The 16,654-nt window shown below is 68.5% G+C and carries 15 protein-coding genes and 1 pseudogene; 9 read left to right on the plus strand and 7 right to left on the minus strand.

Going from position 1 to position 16,654, the window contains the following annotated elements; all coding sequences use genetic code 11:
- The first annotated feature begins 160 nt into the window (after positions 1-160).
- A pseudogene (locus QZM35_RS06840) lies at positions 161-1,354 on the plus strand (tyrosine-type recombinase/integrase).
- 34 nt (positions 1,355-1,388) lie between these two features.
- On the opposite strand, the gene QZM35_RS06845 reads toward QZM35_RS06840, so the two are convergent.
- The 3 genes from QZM35_RS06845 to QZM35_RS06855 all read right to left on the minus strand — a co-directional run bounded on the left by QZM35_RS06845 (position 1,389) and on the right by QZM35_RS06855 (position 4,223).
- Positions 1,389-1,607 (minus strand): YXWGXW repeat-containing protein, encoded by a 219-nt coding sequence (locus QZM35_RS06845; RefSeq protein ID WP_089429083.1) that lies wholly within the window; start codon positions 1,605-1,607, stop codon positions 1,389-1,391.
- 61 nt (positions 1,608-1,668) lie between these two features.
- Positions 1,669-2,832 (minus strand): DUF1501 domain-containing protein, encoded by a 1,164-nt coding sequence (locus QZM35_RS06850; protein WP_174972527.1) that lies wholly within the window; start codon positions 2,830-2,832, stop codon positions 1,669-1,671.
- Positions 2,829-4,223 carry a DUF1800 family protein gene (locus QZM35_RS06855; protein WP_089427344.1) on the minus strand — a complete coding sequence of 465 codons (1,395 nt, stop codon included), beginning with the start codon at positions 4,221-4,223 and terminating at the stop codon, positions 2,829-2,831. The genes QZM35_RS06850 and QZM35_RS06855 overlap by 4 nt, the downstream gene beginning before the upstream one ends.
- 386 nt (positions 4,224-4,609) lie before the next feature.
- On the opposite strand from QZM35_RS06855, the gene QZM35_RS06860 reads away from it, so the two are divergent.
- Positions 4,610-5,467, plus strand: a complete 858-nt coding sequence (locus QZM35_RS06860; RefSeq protein WP_301775640.1) for an alpha/beta hydrolase — start codon at positions 4,610-4,612, stop codon at positions 5,465-5,467.
- 147 nt (positions 5,468-5,614) lie between these two features.
- On the opposite strand, the gene QZM35_RS06865 is transcribed toward QZM35_RS06860, so the two are convergent.
- The 4 genes from QZM35_RS06865 to QZM35_RS06880 form a co-directional block, all read right to left on the minus strand.
- A complete protein-coding gene (locus tag QZM35_RS06865) occupies positions 5,615-6,118 on the minus strand; it encodes a periplasmic heavy metal sensor (RefSeq protein ID WP_089427342.1) in 504 nt (167 codons plus the stop codon).
- Positions 6,115-6,534 (minus strand): hypothetical protein, encoded by a 420-nt coding sequence (locus tag QZM35_RS06870; protein ID WP_089432792.1) that lies wholly within the window; start codon positions 6,532-6,534, stop codon positions 6,115-6,117. The genes QZM35_RS06865 and QZM35_RS06870 overlap by 4 nt, the downstream gene beginning before the upstream one ends.
- Positions 6,531-7,295 (minus strand): RNA polymerase sigma factor, encoded by a 765-nt coding sequence (locus QZM35_RS06875; RefSeq protein ID WP_301775641.1) that lies wholly within the window; start codon positions 7,293-7,295, stop codon positions 6,531-6,533. The genes QZM35_RS06870 and QZM35_RS06875 overlap by 4 nt, the downstream gene beginning before the upstream one ends.
- 244 nt (positions 7,296-7,539) lie before the next feature.
- Positions 7,540-7,839 (minus strand): YXWGXW repeat-containing protein, encoded by a 300-nt coding sequence (locus tag QZM35_RS06880; protein WP_089427339.1) that lies wholly within the window; start codon positions 7,837-7,839, stop codon positions 7,540-7,542.
- A 323-nt stretch (positions 7,840-8,162) separates the two neighbouring features.
- On the opposite strand from QZM35_RS06880, the gene QZM35_RS06885 reads away from it, so the two are divergent.
- From QZM35_RS06885 to QZM35_RS06915, 7 genes are all read left to right on the plus strand, one after another.
- Positions 8,163-9,848, plus strand: a complete 1,686-nt coding sequence (locus QZM35_RS06885) for a metallophosphoesterase family protein (protein WP_301775642.1) — start codon at positions 8,163-8,165, stop codon at positions 9,846-9,848.
- A gap of 103 nt (positions 9,849-9,951) precedes the next feature.
- Positions 9,952-10,233 carry a hypothetical protein gene (locus tag QZM35_RS06890; RefSeq protein WP_256976901.1) on the plus strand — a complete coding sequence of 94 codons (282 nt, stop codon included), beginning with the start codon at positions 9,952-9,954 and terminating at the stop codon, positions 10,231-10,233.
- A gap of 235 nt (positions 10,234-10,468) precedes the next feature.
- Complete coding sequence (locus QZM35_RS06895; RefSeq protein WP_089432796.1) at positions 10,469-11,200, plus strand: GntR family transcriptional regulator; 732 nt, start codon at positions 10,469-10,471, stop codon at positions 11,198-11,200.
- A gap of 85 nt (positions 11,201-11,285) precedes the next feature.
- Entirely contained in the window at positions 11,286-12,605 is a 1,320-nt protein-coding gene (locus QZM35_RS06900; protein ID WP_089432797.1) for an FAD-binding oxidoreductase, read from the plus strand.
- 134 nt (positions 12,606-12,739) lie between these two features.
- Positions 12,740-14,071 (plus strand): MFS transporter, encoded by a 1,332-nt coding sequence (locus QZM35_RS06905; protein ID WP_089432798.1) that lies wholly within the window; start codon positions 12,740-12,742, stop codon positions 14,069-14,071.
- Positions 14,072-14,150: 79 nt separating this feature from the next.
- A complete protein-coding gene (locus QZM35_RS06910; RefSeq protein WP_089432799.1) occupies positions 14,151-15,059 on the plus strand; it encodes a dihydrodipicolinate synthase family protein in 909 nt (302 codons plus the stop codon).
- The gene (locus QZM35_RS06915; RefSeq protein WP_089432800.1) at positions 15,059-16,561 is read left to right on the plus strand and encodes an aldehyde dehydrogenase; all 1,503 of its coding nucleotides are present in this window, start codon (positions 15,059-15,061) and stop codon (positions 16,559-16,561) included. The genes QZM35_RS06910 and QZM35_RS06915 overlap by 1 nt, the downstream gene beginning before the upstream one ends.
- Positions 16,562-16,654: the final 93 nt, after the last annotated feature.

Raw genomic sequence — 16,654 nt, forward strand, 5'->3', positions numbered from 1 at the left:
TCGCCCGCCGCGCGTTTCGTCGCCGGTCAGACGATCGCCGCCGACGGCGAATTCACCGTGTGCTGATCGTGTACCATCGACGCTTCCCGATATGCCTGATCGCGCTGTGTTCGTCCGCCTATTCACATGCGTACGATCCGCACAGCGCACCCCGCCTCGCATGACCTCACCCGTTCCGTCCGACACCCCGCTGCGCCCGCTGCCGATCGATGCACTCACCGTGCCGGCCGCGCTCGACGGACGCACGGGCACCAACCGCTCGAGCAGCGCGCATCCGCAGATTGCCGCGACCAATGACCTGGACGCGGTGCGCGCGTGGCTCGCCCGCTTCGTCGATACGCCGACCACGTTCCAGAACTACCGCAAGGAAGCCGAACGCCTGCTGCTGTGGGCCGTGATCGCGTGCGGCAAGCCGCTGTCGTCGCTCACGCACGAGGATCTGGTCGTCTACCGCCAGTTCCTGCTCGCACCCGCGCCGGCCAAGCTGTGGTGTGCGAACGGCGGGCGCAAGCATCCGCGCGACGATCCGCGCTGGCGGCCGTTCTACGGGCCGCTGTCGGCGGCCAGCCAGCGGCAGGCACTGGTGATCCTGAACGTGATGTTCTCGTGGCTCGTGCAGGCCGGCTATCTCGCCGGCAATCCGCTCGCGTTGTCGCGCCAGCGGCAGCGCCGGCCCGCGCCGCGCGTCACGCGCCATCTCGGGCAGCCGCTGTGGCAATCGGTCAAGGATGCGATCGCCGCGATGCCGCGCGACGACGCGCGGGCGGGCTTCCATGCGGATCGGGCGCGCTGGCTGTTCACGCTGCTGTATCTCGGCGGGCTGCGCATCACCGAAGCGGCCGACACGACGATGGGCCAGTTCTTCTGCCGGCGCGATGCGGACGGGCGCGACCGCTGGTGGCTCGACGTGACGGGCAAAGGCGGCCGGCAGCGGCTCGTGCCGGCCACCGACGAGATGATGGCCGAGCTGTCGCGCTACCGGCGCGCGCATGGCCTGCCCGCGTTGCCGTCCGACGGCGAGGCCACGCCGCTCGTGCTGCCGGTCGGCCAGGCGCGCAAGCCGCTCACGCGCGCGGCGCTGCACCGGATCGTGAAGCAGGTGTTCCGGCACGCGGCCGACCGGCTGCGTGCGAACGGCGAAGCCGGCGCGCAGCAGGCGCGCGTGCTCGAACAGGCGTCCGCGCACTAGCTGCGCCACAGCGCGGGTTCGCACATGGCCGACGGCCGCGTCGACCTGCGGCTCGTGCGCGACAACCTCGGCCACGTATCGCTCACGACCACGAGCCAGTACCTGCACGCGGACGACGACTGGCGGCATCGCGAGACGGAGGAGAAGCACCGGATCGGGTGGTAGGCGCGCATCGGCCGGCTCGGCGCGTCACACACGATCAGTACACGCCCACCCAGTGCCCGGGCACCCACGCCCAGTGATTGCCGGCCCACCGGTAATGGCCCTTCACCCAGCGATAGCCCGGCGCGGGCATCGGCGGCGGCACCTCGACGATCGGCGCCGGTTGCGGCGGCCGCACGGGTTCGACAACGCACGCGGACATCAACGCTGCGCTGGCCGTCACCAGCATGGCGAGCGAAACGGATCGGATCTTGATCATCTTGCATTCTCCCTTTTTGTAGTGAATGGATTGAGTGCCGACGCGGCAACGCTGTGCGTCACGCGGTTCCGCGAATCAGCCCGCTCATCGGCCGCGTCGCACCGCTTTCCGCAAACAGCGCGGACGCGGTACGGCGCGGATCGAGCCGCAGGCTGTCGGCGGCGGCGCCCGAGATCAGCGCGTCGAGCGACGCGGTCGGTTTCAGGTCGCGCCCTTCGTACAGGTCGCCCGGTCGCAACCCCGGCCAGTCGGCGATCACGCGGCCGCCCGCGACCGCGCCGCCCGCCAGCATCGCGACGGATGCCTGCCCGTGATCGGTGCCGCCCGTGCCGTTCGCGGCCGCCGTGCGGCCGAACTCGGTAGCGACCAGCACCGTGGTCTGCTGCCACGCGGGCCCGAGGCCGTCGCGCAACGCGGCGAGCATCGTGTCGAGCGCTTTCAGCTGATTCGCGAGCCGTGCGTTCTGCGCGCTGTGCGTGTCCCAGCCGCCCGTCTCGATCATCGCGATGCGCGGGCCGTCGTCGCGCGCGAGGAACGTCGCGGCGAGCTTGCCGACGCCCGCCGGATCCTGTCGCGCATGCGCATCGCCGGCGAGGCCGCGCGCGTCCATCGCCGACTGCCACAACGGGCCGAGCTGCGCATCGGCCTCGTAGAGCGCCGACACGCGCGCGAGCAGGTCGTCCGGCGCGGCCGGCAAACCGGACGGCGCGTACGACGCGGCCTGCACGGTGCCGCGCAACGCGAGCGGCACGGTCGGCGCGAACGCGATCGCACTTTCGCGCGTGGCCGGCAGCAGCGCGGCGAGCCGGTTCAGCCAGCCGTCCTTCACCTGGTACGGCGCGCGGCCGCCCGTCTCGAGCACGTTCTGCCCGTCGAAATGCGAGCGGTCGCGATACGGCGAGGCAATTGCATGGACGAACAGCGCCTGCCCGTCGCGGTACAACTGCGCGGTCTGCACGAGCGACGGATGCAGCGCGAACGTGCCGTCGAGCCGCGTCGCGGCCGACGTGTCGATCGCCAGCGGGCCGCGCAGCGACGCATACGCGGGCTCGGCATACGGGACGACGATGTTCAGGCCGTCGGCCGCGCCGCGCTGGATCACGAACACGAAGCGCCGATCGGTCTCGACGTTCGCGAACACGATCCGCGGTGCGACGAGGATCGCGCCTGCGCCGGCGGCGGCCACGCTCAGGAATTGTCGGCGGGACAGTGACATGGTCATCTCCGTTGGAAATCGGGTGAGACGAGCAACAGCGCGAGCGACGTGGTCGCGCTTTCGGCGCGCGACAGCGCGGTCGCCGTCGGCGCGCTCAACGAACCGGCGAGCAGCGTGTTGCCGAGCGTGCGCGGGTCGAGCCGGTCGCCCGTGCGCGCGGCCAGCCGCTGCGCGAGCTCGACGCGGCGCACGAGTGCGTCGGGCGCGGCCCAGCTCGCGGCCACGTCGTCGTAACCGGCCGGCGAGCCGGGCCGCCACACCGGCTGGCCGAGCTGCGCGAGCAGCGGCGCGGCCTTCAGGTCGCCCGTTTCGCGCCAGCCGAGCCCGCGCAGCGCCGACACGGCCCACTCCCACGGCGTCTTGAACTTGCGGTTGACCGGCGACCATGCATCCGTCGAATCGACGAGCGCGCGATAGACGGTCGGCAAATCGCCGCCGCTCGCGTCGAACGCGCGGGCCAGCCGGTCGGTCAGCGCGGGCGGCGGATTGTCGGCGACGAAATGACGGGCCAGCTGGAACGCGATGTGCCGGCCGGTCGCCTCCGCATGCGCGAGGTCGTGCAGGATCGCGCGCGCCTGCGCTTCACCGGGCTGGTCGTAGCTGCGGCCCATCACGGTACGCACGCCGGGCTCGTGCAGTTTCGGGCGAAACACGAACGCGCCGGGCGCCGCATCGCCGGGCTGCGGGCCGCGTCCGCCGGCGATGCTCCAGCCGGTCAGCGCACGCGCGAATTCCGTCACGTCGGCCTGCGTGTATCCCGTGCGTACGCCGAGCGTGTGCAGTTCCATGATTTCGCGCGCGAGATTCTCGTTGAGCCCGCGCCTGGCCGACGGATTGCGTGCTTCGGCACGCAGCGCGGCCGGGCTGTCGGGGCCGACCGAGCGCGCCTGGTCGAGGAAAAGCTGCATCGCCGGATGCTGTTCGACGGCGACCAGCATGTCCTCGAAACGGCCGAGCACGTGCGGGCGGATCGCGTCGCGTTCGAACGCACCCGCGTAGGCCGCCACCGGTCCCTTGTCGACCGATACCGCGAAATGGTTCGCCCAGAAATGCACGAGACGCTCGACGAACGGTGCGGGCGTATTCAGCGCACTGTTCATCCGCGCGACGACCGCGCTGCGATACGTGTCGTTGCCGTCGCGCCGGATCGACTGCTCGGTCGCGCGCTTCGTCGCCGGATCGTTGGCCGTCATCGCATTGCGTGCGTTCGCGAAGCGTGTCGCGAGCGTGACCGCGTCGGGCTCGCCGGCCCATGCGGCCGGCCGCGCGTCGTAACGGTCGAATTGTGCGACGAGCGCTGCCTTCGGGTTCGCCGGCGGCGCTTCGTCGGCCCGCGCGCCGAGACCGAAACGGTTCAGCGCGATGGCGGCCGGTGTGATGTCGTTCGGGTGGTCCATGACAGGGCTCTCGCGATGCGTACCCGTGTTTAACGTGGGTCGGCGGGAAATCCGTCGCTGGGGAGACGAATATTTCCGGTGCGTCGCGCGGCCTTGGATGCGTGCGTGTTGCCGCTCGAATGCCGGTCGCGGATTCGGCTGATCAAAGTCGCGAATCGGTGGGTCGCTCAGCGGCCGTATCGGGGTCCCGCGTCCCTGCGAAGGACGGGCCTGTTTCGACATTCGGTTAGCCGGCTTTCACTTGCCTGACCGGCCTCGATCTCAGCGGAAGGCTCGCCGACCGCCCCACCCGGACGCTTGCCGTTCCCGGAAAGCCACCTAGACTCAATGAAAGGTATCGCCCCCGCGTCACGGCGTTTTGCCGTCCCGACCCAGCGACCACTACGATGCCCACTCTTCCCGTCAGCTTGCGTGCGCGGTTTCGTTGCGTCGGTTCGATGCGTCCGCACTCGCACTGGATCCGTGCGTGGCTGCTTGCCATCGCGCTGACGCTGCCCGGCTATCCGGCCCATGCGCAGAATGCGCCCAAGGTCGTCGACATCCCGACGCGCCCCGGCGTGACTCAACGGATTCTCTTCATCGCACCCGACGCACCCAAGGCAGCGGCCATTCTCTATGCCGGCGGACATGGCGGGCTGCAACTGGAACCGTCCGGACAGTTCGGATGGGGCGCAGGCAACTTTCTCGTCCGCACCCGGCAGCTGTTCGTGAATGACGGCATCGCCGTCGCGGTCATCGATGCACCGAGCGACCGGCAATCCGCGCCCTACCTCAATGGCTTTCGACTGTCGAAGGAACACGCCGACGACGCACGCGCCGTGATTGCGTGGTTGAAGGAGCAACTCCATGTACCGGTCTGGCTGGTCGGGACGAGCCGCGGCACCCAGTCCGCCGCCGCCATTGCGATTGCGCTGGCCGGCGGCGGCGGGCCCGACGGTCTCGTGCTGACGTCCACCATCCTCCGCGAAGAGCAAGGCGGTACCGCGGTTACGGACATGAACCTTGCCAGTCTCACGATTCCGGTGCTCATCGTTCATCACCAGAATGACGGCTGCAAACATTGTCCGGTGTCCGAAACGGATACGCTGCTGAAGAAGCTGGAGCAGTCTCCGAAAGCCGAACTGATGATCGTGTCGGGCGGCACGTCCCGGGGCGACCCGTGCGAAGCCTTTGCTTATCACGGCTTCAATGGCCTTGAGAGCGGTGTGGTCGACGCGATCTCCGCGTGGATGCTGGCGCGCTGAACGGGCGCGCCGCGTAGCGAAGTCGAAGCTGCTCCTTGCGATCCTTTGTCGAAGCTCAGCCTGCAAGCATTGCCGACCCACCTTCGGCGTACGCGTTGCGCATCACCGAAAAGGCACGCCGCCGCACGTTGCCCGTGCGGCGTTGGCTTACTTGCTCGCTGCGTCGTCCTGCTTCTTCTGCCACTTCGCCGGCAGCCGCCAGTTCCCGCTGCGCCGCAACCCGTCGACGAACTTCGCGCGCTCGTCCGGCGTCAGCGTCGCCGCGAAATCGACGACGCGGCGCTCGACCTGCGCACGCAGCGCCGTATCGGCCGCACGCGTGCGGTCGAGCGCCGCGTCGATCGCCGTGCGATCGAGTTGCGGCGCGGCGAGCAGGTCCAGTACGGTGATCCGGTCGTCGCGCCCTTCCCGCGCGAAATCGCGGCCGTCCTTGCGCGCCGCCTTCAGCGCCGCCACGAATTCCTGCTGGCGCGCGTCCGGCAATTCGTCCGCGGCGAAACGCAATGCGGTGTGCGACGCCGGTGCGCCCGCGGCCCGCAGGTCGCGATGCGTCGAAAACCACTGATACGCACCGCCGCCGATCGCGCCGAGCATGAATACGTTCAGCACGACCGACCCGACGAGGACGAATTTCCAGCCACGCTCACTCATTCATCACTCCAGTCCACGCTCGGCCCACCGAACGTCGTTGTCAGATAGCCCGGCTCATGCGCAGGCGGCACGCTGCCGAGCATCAGCATCGACACGGCCACCGCACCCGCGAGCGCACCGGCCAGGCCCACGCCCGCGAATGCCGCGCCCGACCACCACACGGCGCCCCGCCGCCGCCGCGCGCGCCGCGCCGCGGGTGCCGTCGCGACGATACGCTCGACGAGCGCCGGCGCGGGCGGTGCGACCGTATCGTTGGCGAGCCACGCATCGAGTTCGGCGGCATCGTCCAGCGCGGCCAATGCGTCGCCCGGATGCGCGCGCGCCCATGCCTCGGCGGCCGCGCGCTCGCCATCCGGCCAGCGCCGCGCATCCGAGCCGTACGCGGCGACGATGGTACGAAATCGTTCGGGTGTCATCGGATGTCCTCGCTCGGTGAGTCGCCCGCCAGTTGCGCGCGCAAGTTTCGCCGCGCACGTGCAAGCAGGCTTTCCAGCGCGTCGACGGTAATGCCCATCAGGTTGGCCGCCTCCACGTTCGACATTTCCTGATAGTACTGGAGCACGAGCGCTTCGCGCTGCCGCGCCGGCAACGCCGCGAGCGCCTGCCGCACGCGCGCGTCGCGCGAGCGGGTCTCCGCACGGGTGGCCGGCTCCGGTTGCGGATCGGGCACGTCGGGCAACACGTCGACCGGTTCCTCGCGGCGGCCGCGCAAGCGGTCGTAGCACAGATTCAGCACGACGCGATGCAGCCACGTGTCGAACCGTGCCTCGCCTTCGCGCCAGCCCGGCGCCTGTTTCCAGATCCGCAAGAACGTCTCCTGTGCGACGTCCTCGGCTTCCGTGCGGTCGCCGAGCATGCGCGTCGCGAGTGCGAGCAGCCGCGGCAGCTTGCGCGCGACGAGCATGCGCACGGCCGACGCGTCGCGCGCGCCGACCCGTGCGACCAGGGCCGCGTCCGGATCGCCGTCGCTCAACGCGGGGCGCTCCAGCGCATCGTGCGTCTGTGCCGCGGCGCGATCGTTGATGCGCCCGCCGGCAGACTCAAGCTCATCGTCGTGCTCTCCTTGCATGCGCCGCGCCATTACCCGGCCCCGCCCCAGTGGCGGTTCGGGATCGCCGCGCGCATCGCGCACGGCCTCGGCAAGGTCCGTTTCATCGGCATCCGTTTCAGGCTGCATGGCGATCGGGTCGATCGGGTGCCGGCCGCCCGTTTGCGCGAGCGGCGGCCGGCGTGCTCAATATACGACGACCGGCGCGGGCCGGTAATAGACCGGACGCGCCGGCACCACGACACAGCCGGCCAGCACGACAACTGCGGCCGCGAGTATCACCACGGTTCGAAAAGGCATGGCTGCTGCGCCTCATGACGTTGCGGGAAAGCGCCGCCGCGCCGGCATCGCGTGCCGTGCGGCGGCATGCGCATCAGGCCCAGTGACCGGGCACCCAGCGCCAGGCCGGGCCGCGCGCGGCCCAGTGGCCCGGCACCCAGTGATAGCCGACGCGCACCACTTGCCAGTGGCCCGGAATCCACACGTAGCGGCCCTGCCGCCAGTGCCAGTGGCCCTGGTCCCACACGTAGCCCGCGCGCGGCGCCGGCATCACTTCGACGCGAGGCGCCGGCGGCGCGTAAGGCGCGACGATGACCGCCTGCGCGAAGGCGGCCGACGCAGCCAGCGCGGCCACGCATGCCGCTGCGAACCGCAATGGAATGGAAAGCTTCATGCAAGACTCCGAAGTAGCGGATATCGACCGGAAGCGGCCGTTCATGCGTTAAACGGCGCGGGCGAACGGAATCCGTCGCGGAGTCTGCAAATAAATTTCGGTCGGACCGGATGCGCGCCGGCACGGGCCGGATGCCGTGATGTGCACACGCGGACAGTCGCCGACACGCGCGCGGGGTTGCCCTGCTGTCACAACCCGGCAAAACTGCCCTTCGACAATGTCTCGCACCGGGATCCCGCTCGTTTCCAGCTCACGCACTGGCCGCGCTCGCGCATGGCCAGGCGGTTCCACATCTCGCGTCTCCACCCACGAAAACACCGACCATGTCGAACCAGGACAACTCCCCGATCCAGCCGAACGAGCCGGCCGCGTCCGTGTCGCGTCGCGGCTTCCTGAAACTTGCCGGCGTATCCGGCCTCGCCACCGCCGCCGGTGGCCTCGCGGCAGCCCGGGCCGCCGCGTCGAACCCGGACGGCACGCCCGAACAGGTGCACCTGACGTGGGGCAACGACCCGACGTCGGAAGTCGTGATCTCGTGGGCCTCGCTCGCGCCGGCCGTCAATCCGCGTGCGCGCATCGTCGCCGACGGCGAGCCGGCGCGCACCGTGTACGGCGTCCAGCGCCTGTACACCGACGGCCTGAACGGCGAGACGGTATTCGCGTACCACGCGCGCGTGCACGGGCTGAAGCCGAATACGCGCTACCGCTACGAGATCACGGCCGACAACGACAGCAACGCCGCGCAGCCGTTCTCCGCGAATTTCTCGACCGCGCCGCGCGGCCGCGCGCCGTTCCGCTTCACGAGCTACGGCGATCTCGCGACGCCGAACGGCGCGTGGGTGCTGTCGTCGCCGCAGAGCCGCTTCGCGGTGCAGGCTGTCGAGCAATTCCAGCCGCTGTTCCACCTGCTGAACGGCGACCTCTGCTACGCGAACCTGAACCCTGCGCACCAGCCCGAGGTGTGGCGCGATTTCGGCAACAACAACCAGACGTCGGCCGCCAATCGTCCGTGGATGCCGTGCCCGGGCAATCACGAGATCGAGTTCAACAACGGCCCGCAGGGGCTCGACTCGTATCTCGCGCGCTATACGCTGCCGGAGAACGGCACGCGCTTCCAGGGCCGCTGGTACAGCTTCCGCGTGAGCTCGGTGCTGTTCGTCTCGCTCGACGCGGACGATGTCGTGTACCAGGACGCCGCCGCGTTCGTCGGCGGCCCCGCACCGCTCGTGCCGGCCGCGAGCACGGGCCACCCGCCGATCGAGCCCGGCACGTCGTTCTACGTGCGCGGCTACAGCAACGGCGAGCAGACGCGCTGGCTCGAACACACGCTGCGTCATGCCGCGCATGACGACGACATCGACTGGATCGTCGTGCAGATGCACCAGGACGCGCTCAGCTCGTCGAAGACGGGCAACGGTTCCGACAAAGGCATTCGCGAAGCATGGCTGCCGCTGTTCGATCGCTACGGCGTCGACCTCGTGCTGTGCGGCCACGATCACGACTACGAGCGCAGCTACCCGGTGCGCGGCTGCAATCACCGCGCGGGTGTCGATGCGACGACCGGCGAAGTCGTCGAGACGCTGCAGCCGCGTCCGGTCGGCTCGAACGACCCGGACCGCACGACGTTCGACACGAGCCACGGCACGATCCACCTGATCCTCGGCGGCGGCGGCACCAGCGCGCCGCTCGACGTGTATGGCGAGAACCCGGCGACCGGCTTCGCGCGGGCGAAGGTGTTCACGAAGCCGAACCGACCGGTGCCGGGCACGGCGCCGAATACGTTCGTGCGCGCGCCGGCCGATGCGCTCGAGGATGCGATCTGGTCCGCGCGCCGCGATACGGGCACCGGCTACGGGATCGCGGTGTTCGACCACGACCCGGGCAAGCCGGGCGGGCACACGACGATCACGATGCGCTACTACCACGCGCCGGGCGCCGACCAGCACCCGACCGCCGACTACGAACTGTTCGAGACGATCGAACTGAGCAAGAAGCGGAACGAACGCTGATCGGGCGGGCGCCCGTTGCGACGGGCGCCCGATGGAGTGCCGTTGCGGGACGTCGCGCGATGCCACGCGTTAGACTGCCCGCCTCGCCCACCGGCCCATGCAGATGAGTTTCGAATACCGCATCCACACGATCCCGTCGGCCGACGCATTCGATGCCATCGCGAATGCGTTGCGGCAAGCGCATGACGACGTCGACATCGATCCCGACCGACGACAGCTCGAAGTCCGTGGCGACACTGGCGACTGGCCACTGATCGGCCTGTCGACCGACGAAGACGGCTTCTTCCTGGTCACGACGCTCGGGCCGACGCGCGACGCGATGCTCGACACGATCGGCCGCGCGTTGTCGGCAATCGGCGCAGCGTGGCACATCGACGACGCATGACCGTCGCCCCCCTTTCACCGGCTTGCCTGAATCGGCCCCGCACGCAGAGCCGGCACCGCATCAACGCCCGCCATTCGGCCCTCCCGGCTTCGTCCCTTTAAGCTACGCATGTCCGGGCGCGCCTCGCCGCGCCCGCACCGGCCTCGTCCGCCCGGCGAGGCAAGGTGTAAACCCTTATTTTTGCTTGGTCTATTCTCAACCTAAACTGTGTCTACAGTTTGTAGACAATAAAATCATGTCCAGACAGAAGCTTCAGACCGCCTCACCGGATGCCGAATCCGGCGGATCGGCGGATCGCAAGAACGTAATGGCGGAGACACTGCGGCGACGCATCGTGAGCATGGAGCTCGCGCCGGGCGCCGTCGTCGACGAGCTCGCGCTCAGCGAGGAATTCGGGCTCTCGCGCCCGCCGGTGCGCGAACTGATGCGCCAGATGGCGGCGGAAGGCTATCTCGAGCTCGAGCCGAACCGCCCGGCCCGCGTGTCGCCGATGGGTTATCAGTCGCTGCGCAGCTTTTTCCTGGCTGCGCCGCTGATCTACGTCGCGACGACCCAGCTGGCCGCAAGCCACGCGACGGCGGAAGAAGTGGAGCGGCTGAAGGCGATCCAGGCGCAGTTTCGCGCCGCGATCGAGGAGAACGACCTGCAGGCGCGCGTGCTGCAGAACGACGCGTTCCACTTCGAAATCGGCCGGATCGCGCGCAACGCCTACCTGATGCCGAGCCTGCGCCGCGTGCTGATCGATCACGCCCGCCTCGGCAAGATCTTCTATCGCTCGCCCGCGACGAGCGACATGCAGCAGGACCTGGAAACGGCAGTCAAGCAGCACGACGAGATCATCGAAGCAATTGCGCAGCGCGACGCGCAGCGCGCCGGCGAGCTGGTCCGCAGCCACATGGAGCTGTCGCGCCGCCGCATGGCCGAGTACGTGATCCCGGAGGGCCTCGACGTACCCATCCAGTTTTAACGGCCGCACCAGACGGCGCACGCTTTCACGTGCGCCGCCTCAACACGCCATCGATCAGGACTCTTTACCGATATTGGATTTAGGAATGCATAAGGTCACATCGCTTCCCGCCGACGACAAGATGTGCGGCTGGTACCACACCAGCCGGCAGCGGCAGCCCAGGCCGTCGCACCGCGGGGAATCCAGCGCGCGCTGGGCCGTCGTCGGTGCGGGTTTCACCGGCCTGGCCGCCGCGCGGCAGCTCGCGCTGAATTTTCCGGATGACGAGATCGTCCTGGTCGATGCACAGGAAGTCGGCTTCGGCACCTCGGGGCGCAACGCCGGTTTCGCGATCGACCTGCCGCACGATATCGGTGCCGACGACTACATCGGCGACATCCCCACCGCCCGGACGACGCTGAAGCTGAACGTGCTCGGCCAGACGATCCTGCGCCGGCTCGTCGCCGAGCACGGTATCGATTGCGCGATGAGCGCGTCCGGGAAATACCAGGCGGCCGTGGAAGCGCGCGGCATCGCCGTGCTCGACGCATACCGCCGAGGTCTCGACAAGCTCGGCCAGCCGTACGAGATGATCGAGGGCAAGGATCTGCCCGCGCATATCGGCACGTCGTTCTACCGGAAGGCGCTGTTCACGCCGGGCACCGTGCTGATCCAGCCGTCGGCGCTCGTGAAGGGGCTGGCCGACTGCCTGCCGCCGAACGTGACGCTGTACGAGCACACGCCGATCACCGACGTCGAGTACGGCGACAGGATCGTGCTCGCGCACCGCCACGGCCGGGTCACGGTCGACAAGCTGGTGCTCGCGAACAACGCGTTCGGCATGCGCTTCGGCTTCCTGCAGCACACGATGCTGCCGGTCTTCCTGTATGCGAGCCTGACGCGGCCGCTGACCGGCGCCGAACAGGCGCAACTGGGCGGCAAGCCGTTCTGGGGCGTGATTCCGGCCGACCCGTTCGGCAGCACGCTGCGCCGCACGCACGACAACCGCATCCTGGTGCGCAACAGCTTCAGCTTCAACCCCGACGGCCGCCCGCGCGAAAAGTACCTGCCGCGTTTCGCCGACCGGCACCGGCTGTCGTTCGAGCGACGCTTCCCGATGCTGCCGGACGTCGAGTTCGAGTACACGTGGAGCGGTTCGCTGGCGCTGTCGCAGAACCACAAGGGATTCTTCGGGCAGCTTGCGCCGAACGTCTACGGCGCGCTGTGCTGCAACGGCCTCGGCATCACGCGCGGCACCGTGACGGGCACGCTGCTCGCCGACTGGCTGGCCGGCAAGCGCAGCGACCTGGTCGACTTTCTGCTGGAAACATCGGGACCGAACCGCACCCCGCCGGAGCCGTTCCTGTCGATCGGCGTCAACTCGACGCTCTGGTGGGGACAACGCAAGGCGGGACTCGAAAGCTGACCGGGACGCGACGAGCGTAACCGCGCCAGGAAGCACCCTGACAACGACATCGATTCATGCATCACGCTTAGTAGACCATATCAATTGATCACGCGACGGTGTTCCGTGCGCAATTTCATGGAAGGAGACAGGCAATGTCAACGCATCACGTTTCCATCGAGGATGTTCCGCTCAATGGATTTCACCAGTTGCTCACGGTCCGCTCGGGCGGCGGCTGGCTAATGGACGGCTACGTGCTGAGCATCATCGGCGTCGCGATGGTGCAGTTTTCCGACGCACTCGGCCTGACCGGCTTCTGGCAAGGCATGGTCGCCGCGTCCGCGCTGATCGGCATTTTCTTCGGCGGCTTCATCGGCGGCTGGCTGAGCGACCGTCTCGGGCGGCAGAAGCCCTACCTCTTCGGCCCGGTGATCTTCTTCGTCTGCTCGCTCGCGCAGCTATGGGTCCAGTCCGGCGAAGCGCTGTTCGTGCTGCGCTTCCTGATCGGCATCGGCGTGGGCATCGAATATCCCGTCGCCGGCTCGCTGCTCGTCGAGTTCATGCCGCGCAAGTATCGCGGACCGCGTCTCGCGATGCTGACCATCATCTGGTTCTTCGGTGCGGCGCTCGCGTACATCGTCGGCAACATCATCCTCGGCAGCGGCGGCCCCGATGCGTGGCGCTGGGTGCTGGCCAGCCCGGCCGTGATCGGTCTCGCGCTGTTCGTCGTGCGCATCGGCACGCCCGAATCGCCGCGCTGGCTGCTCAGCAAAGGCCGCGTTGCGGAAGCCGACGACGTGATCCGAAAAGTCTACGGCCCGTCGTTCTCCGTGAAGAACCTGCCGGAAGAACCAACCGAAAAGAAGATCTCGCTGTGGGCGCTGCTGCACTCGGGCTACGGCAAGCGGATGCTGTTCGTGTCGGTGTTCTGGAGCTGCTCGGTGATTCCGGTGTTCGCCGTCTACTCGTTCGCGCCGCGCGTGCTCGAAGCGCTGCACCTGACCGGCAAGTGGGAATCGCTCGGCTCCGTGGCCATCACGTTGCTGTTCGTGGTCGGCTGCATCATCGCGACGTGGATCATCAACGAACTCGGCCGCCGCGCGATGGTGATCCACAGCTTCCTCTGGTCGGGCCTCGCACTGCTGGCGCTCGGCGCCTGCTCCGGCGGCTCGGCGGTGCTGATCCTCGTGCTGTTCGGTGCGTATGCGGTGCTGATCGGCGGCGCGCAGGTGCTGCAGCTCGTGTACCCGAATGAAATCTTCCCGACCGACATCCGCGCATTCGCGGTCGGCATGGGCGCATCGCTGTCACGCATCGGCGCGGCGGTCGGCACCTGGCTCGTACCGATCGCGCTGCAGACCGTCGGCATCGGCAACACCATGTACGCAGCGGCCGCCGTCTCCTTCGTCGGGCTGATCGCATCGCTCGCGCTGGCGCCCGAAACGCGCTCGCTCAGCCTGCAAGAGGCCGCGTCGCTGAACCACTGATACCCGTCACCGGTGCGCCGCCCTCACGACGACGCACCTTTCCTCAACCTGCCCCAATCCCTTTCCGCGGAAGAACACCATGAATTTCGAAGGCATCTACACCCCGGCCATCACGCCCCTGAACGCCGCCGGCCAGATCGACAAGACCGCATTCGCCGACGTGATCGAATCGCTGATCGCGGCCGGCGTGCACGGCATCATCGTCGGCGGCTCGACTGGCGAATACTATGCGCACACCGCGCAGGAGCGCTTCGACCTCGGCGCCTGGGCGCGCGAAGTGATCGGCTCGCGCGTGCCGCTCGTGATCGGCACCGGCGCGGTACGCACCGAGGATTCCGTCGACTACGCGAAGGCGGCCAAGGCCGTGCGCGCCGACGCGATCCTGGTCGGCTCGCCGCCCTACGCGCTGCCCACGCAGCAGGAGAACGCGGCGCATGCGCTGGAGATCGATCGCGCGGCGGGCCTGCCGATCATGCTGTACAACTACCCGGGCCGGATGAGCGTGTCGATGGACCGCGAATTCTTCCGTACCGTCTGCGACGCGTCGAAGAACATCGTCGCGATCAAGGAAAGCTCGGGCCAGACGGGCCAGTTGCACATGCTGGTCCGCGAGTTCCCGAACATCAGCGTGTCGTGCGGCTGGGACGACCAGGCGCTCGAGTTCTTCGCATGGGGCGCGCGCAGCTGGGTGTGCGCGGGCTCGAACTTCCTGCCGGCCGAGCATATCGCGCTGTACCAGGCATGCGCGATCGAGAAGGACTTCGACAAGGGCCGCCGGATCATGTCCGCGATGATGCCGCTGATGGATTTCCTCGAAGGCGGCAAGTTCGTGCAGTCGATCAAGTACGGTTGCGAACTCGCGGGGCTGCGCGCGGGCGGCGTGCGCGCACCGCTGCGCGGGCTCGACGAACCGGAAAAGCAGGCGCTGGCCGCGATCGTGGCCGGCATCAAGCGCGAAGTCGCCGCCGTCACCGGAGGCCAAGCCTGATGACCGACCTGCTCAGCGCGTCCGAATACGCGGCGCTGGCCGCGGCGTTGCGCTTCCCGACCGGGCCGTTCATCGACGGCGCATTCCGCACGGCCAGTTCCGGCGACACGTTCGCGACCGTGAATCCGGCCACCGACGCCGTCCTCGCGCAGATCGGCGCATGCAATGCGGCCGACGTCGACCTCGCGGTCGCCCATGCGAGGCAGGCGTTCGAGGACGGCCGCTGGCGCAAGCTGGCGCCGTCGCATCGCAAGGCCGTCCTGCTGAAGTTTGCCGACCTGCTCGAACAGCACGCGCACGAACTCGCGACGATGGAAAGCCTCGACAGCGGCAAGCCGATCCGCGAATGCCAGACCATCGACGTGCCGGAGACGATTCATACGATCCGCTGGCACGCCGAGCTGATCGACAAGATCTACGACAACACGGCGCCCGTCGGCGGCAACGCGCTGGCACTGGTCGTGCGCGAGCCGATCGGCGTCGTCGGCCTCGTGCTGCCGTGGAATTTCCCGCTGCTGATGCTCGCGTGGAAGATTGGCCCGTCGCTCGCGGCCGGCTGCTCGATCGTCGTGAAGCCGGCGAAGGAAACCTCGCTCACGGCACTGCGCGTCGCGGAACTTGCTCATGAAGCCGGCGTGCCGGCCGGCGTCTTCAACGTGCTGCCCGGCGGCGGCCCGGAAGTCGGCGAGCCGCTGGGCCGTCACGCGGACGTCGACATGGTGAGCTTCACCGGGTCGACCGATACCGGGCGGAAGTTCCTCAAGTACGCGGCCGAATCCAACCTGAAGCGCATCGTGCTAGAGTGCGGCGGCAAGAATCCGGCGGTCGTGCTGCCCGACGCCCCCGATCTCGACGCGGTCGCGCAGCACATCGTCAACGGCGCGTTCTGGAACATGGGCGAGAACTGTTCGGCGTCGTCGCGGCTGATCGTCCATGCCGACATCAAGGACGACCTGCTGCGGCGCATCGGCGCGCAGATGCGCGAATGGAAGATGGGCAACCCGCTCGATCCGGCACACCGGCTCGGCGCGATGGTCAGCAAGGCCCACTTCGAGAAAGTGCGTTCGTACCTCGAGCAGGTCGATGTGGAGCATTTGCGCATCGCGTTCGGCGGTCACACCGACGGCGGCATTTTCGTCGAGCCGACCGTAGTGGACGGCGTGAGCCCGCACAGCCGGCTGTTCCGCGAGGAGATCTTCGGCCCGGTCCTGTCGGTGACGACGTTCACCGATATCGGCGAAGCGATCGCGCTGGCCAACGACTCGGTGTACGGACTCGCCGCATCGGTCTATACCGGCAGCCTGAACCAGGCGATCCGGCTGTCGCGCGAGATCCGCGCGGGCGTCGTGACCGTCAACTGCTTCGGCGAAGGCGACGTGACGACACCGTTCGGCGGTTACAAGGCGTCCGGGTTCGGCGGCCGTGACAAGTCGGTCTGGGCGCACGACCAGTACACCGAGATCAAGACCATCTGGATCGACGTACCCGCGGATCTCGCGTAAGCGCGCCGCTTTGCATGGCCGGTTGCAGCCGCCGCCGCGTGTGGCGAGTGCAACCGGATTGTCCGTTTGCGGCGGCGGCACGCGCGGGCGGAC

Source organism: Burkholderia sp. AU45274 (genome assembly GCF_030482505.1).
Lineage (GTDB): Bacteria > Pseudomonadota > Gammaproteobacteria > Burkholderiales > Burkholderiaceae > Burkholderia.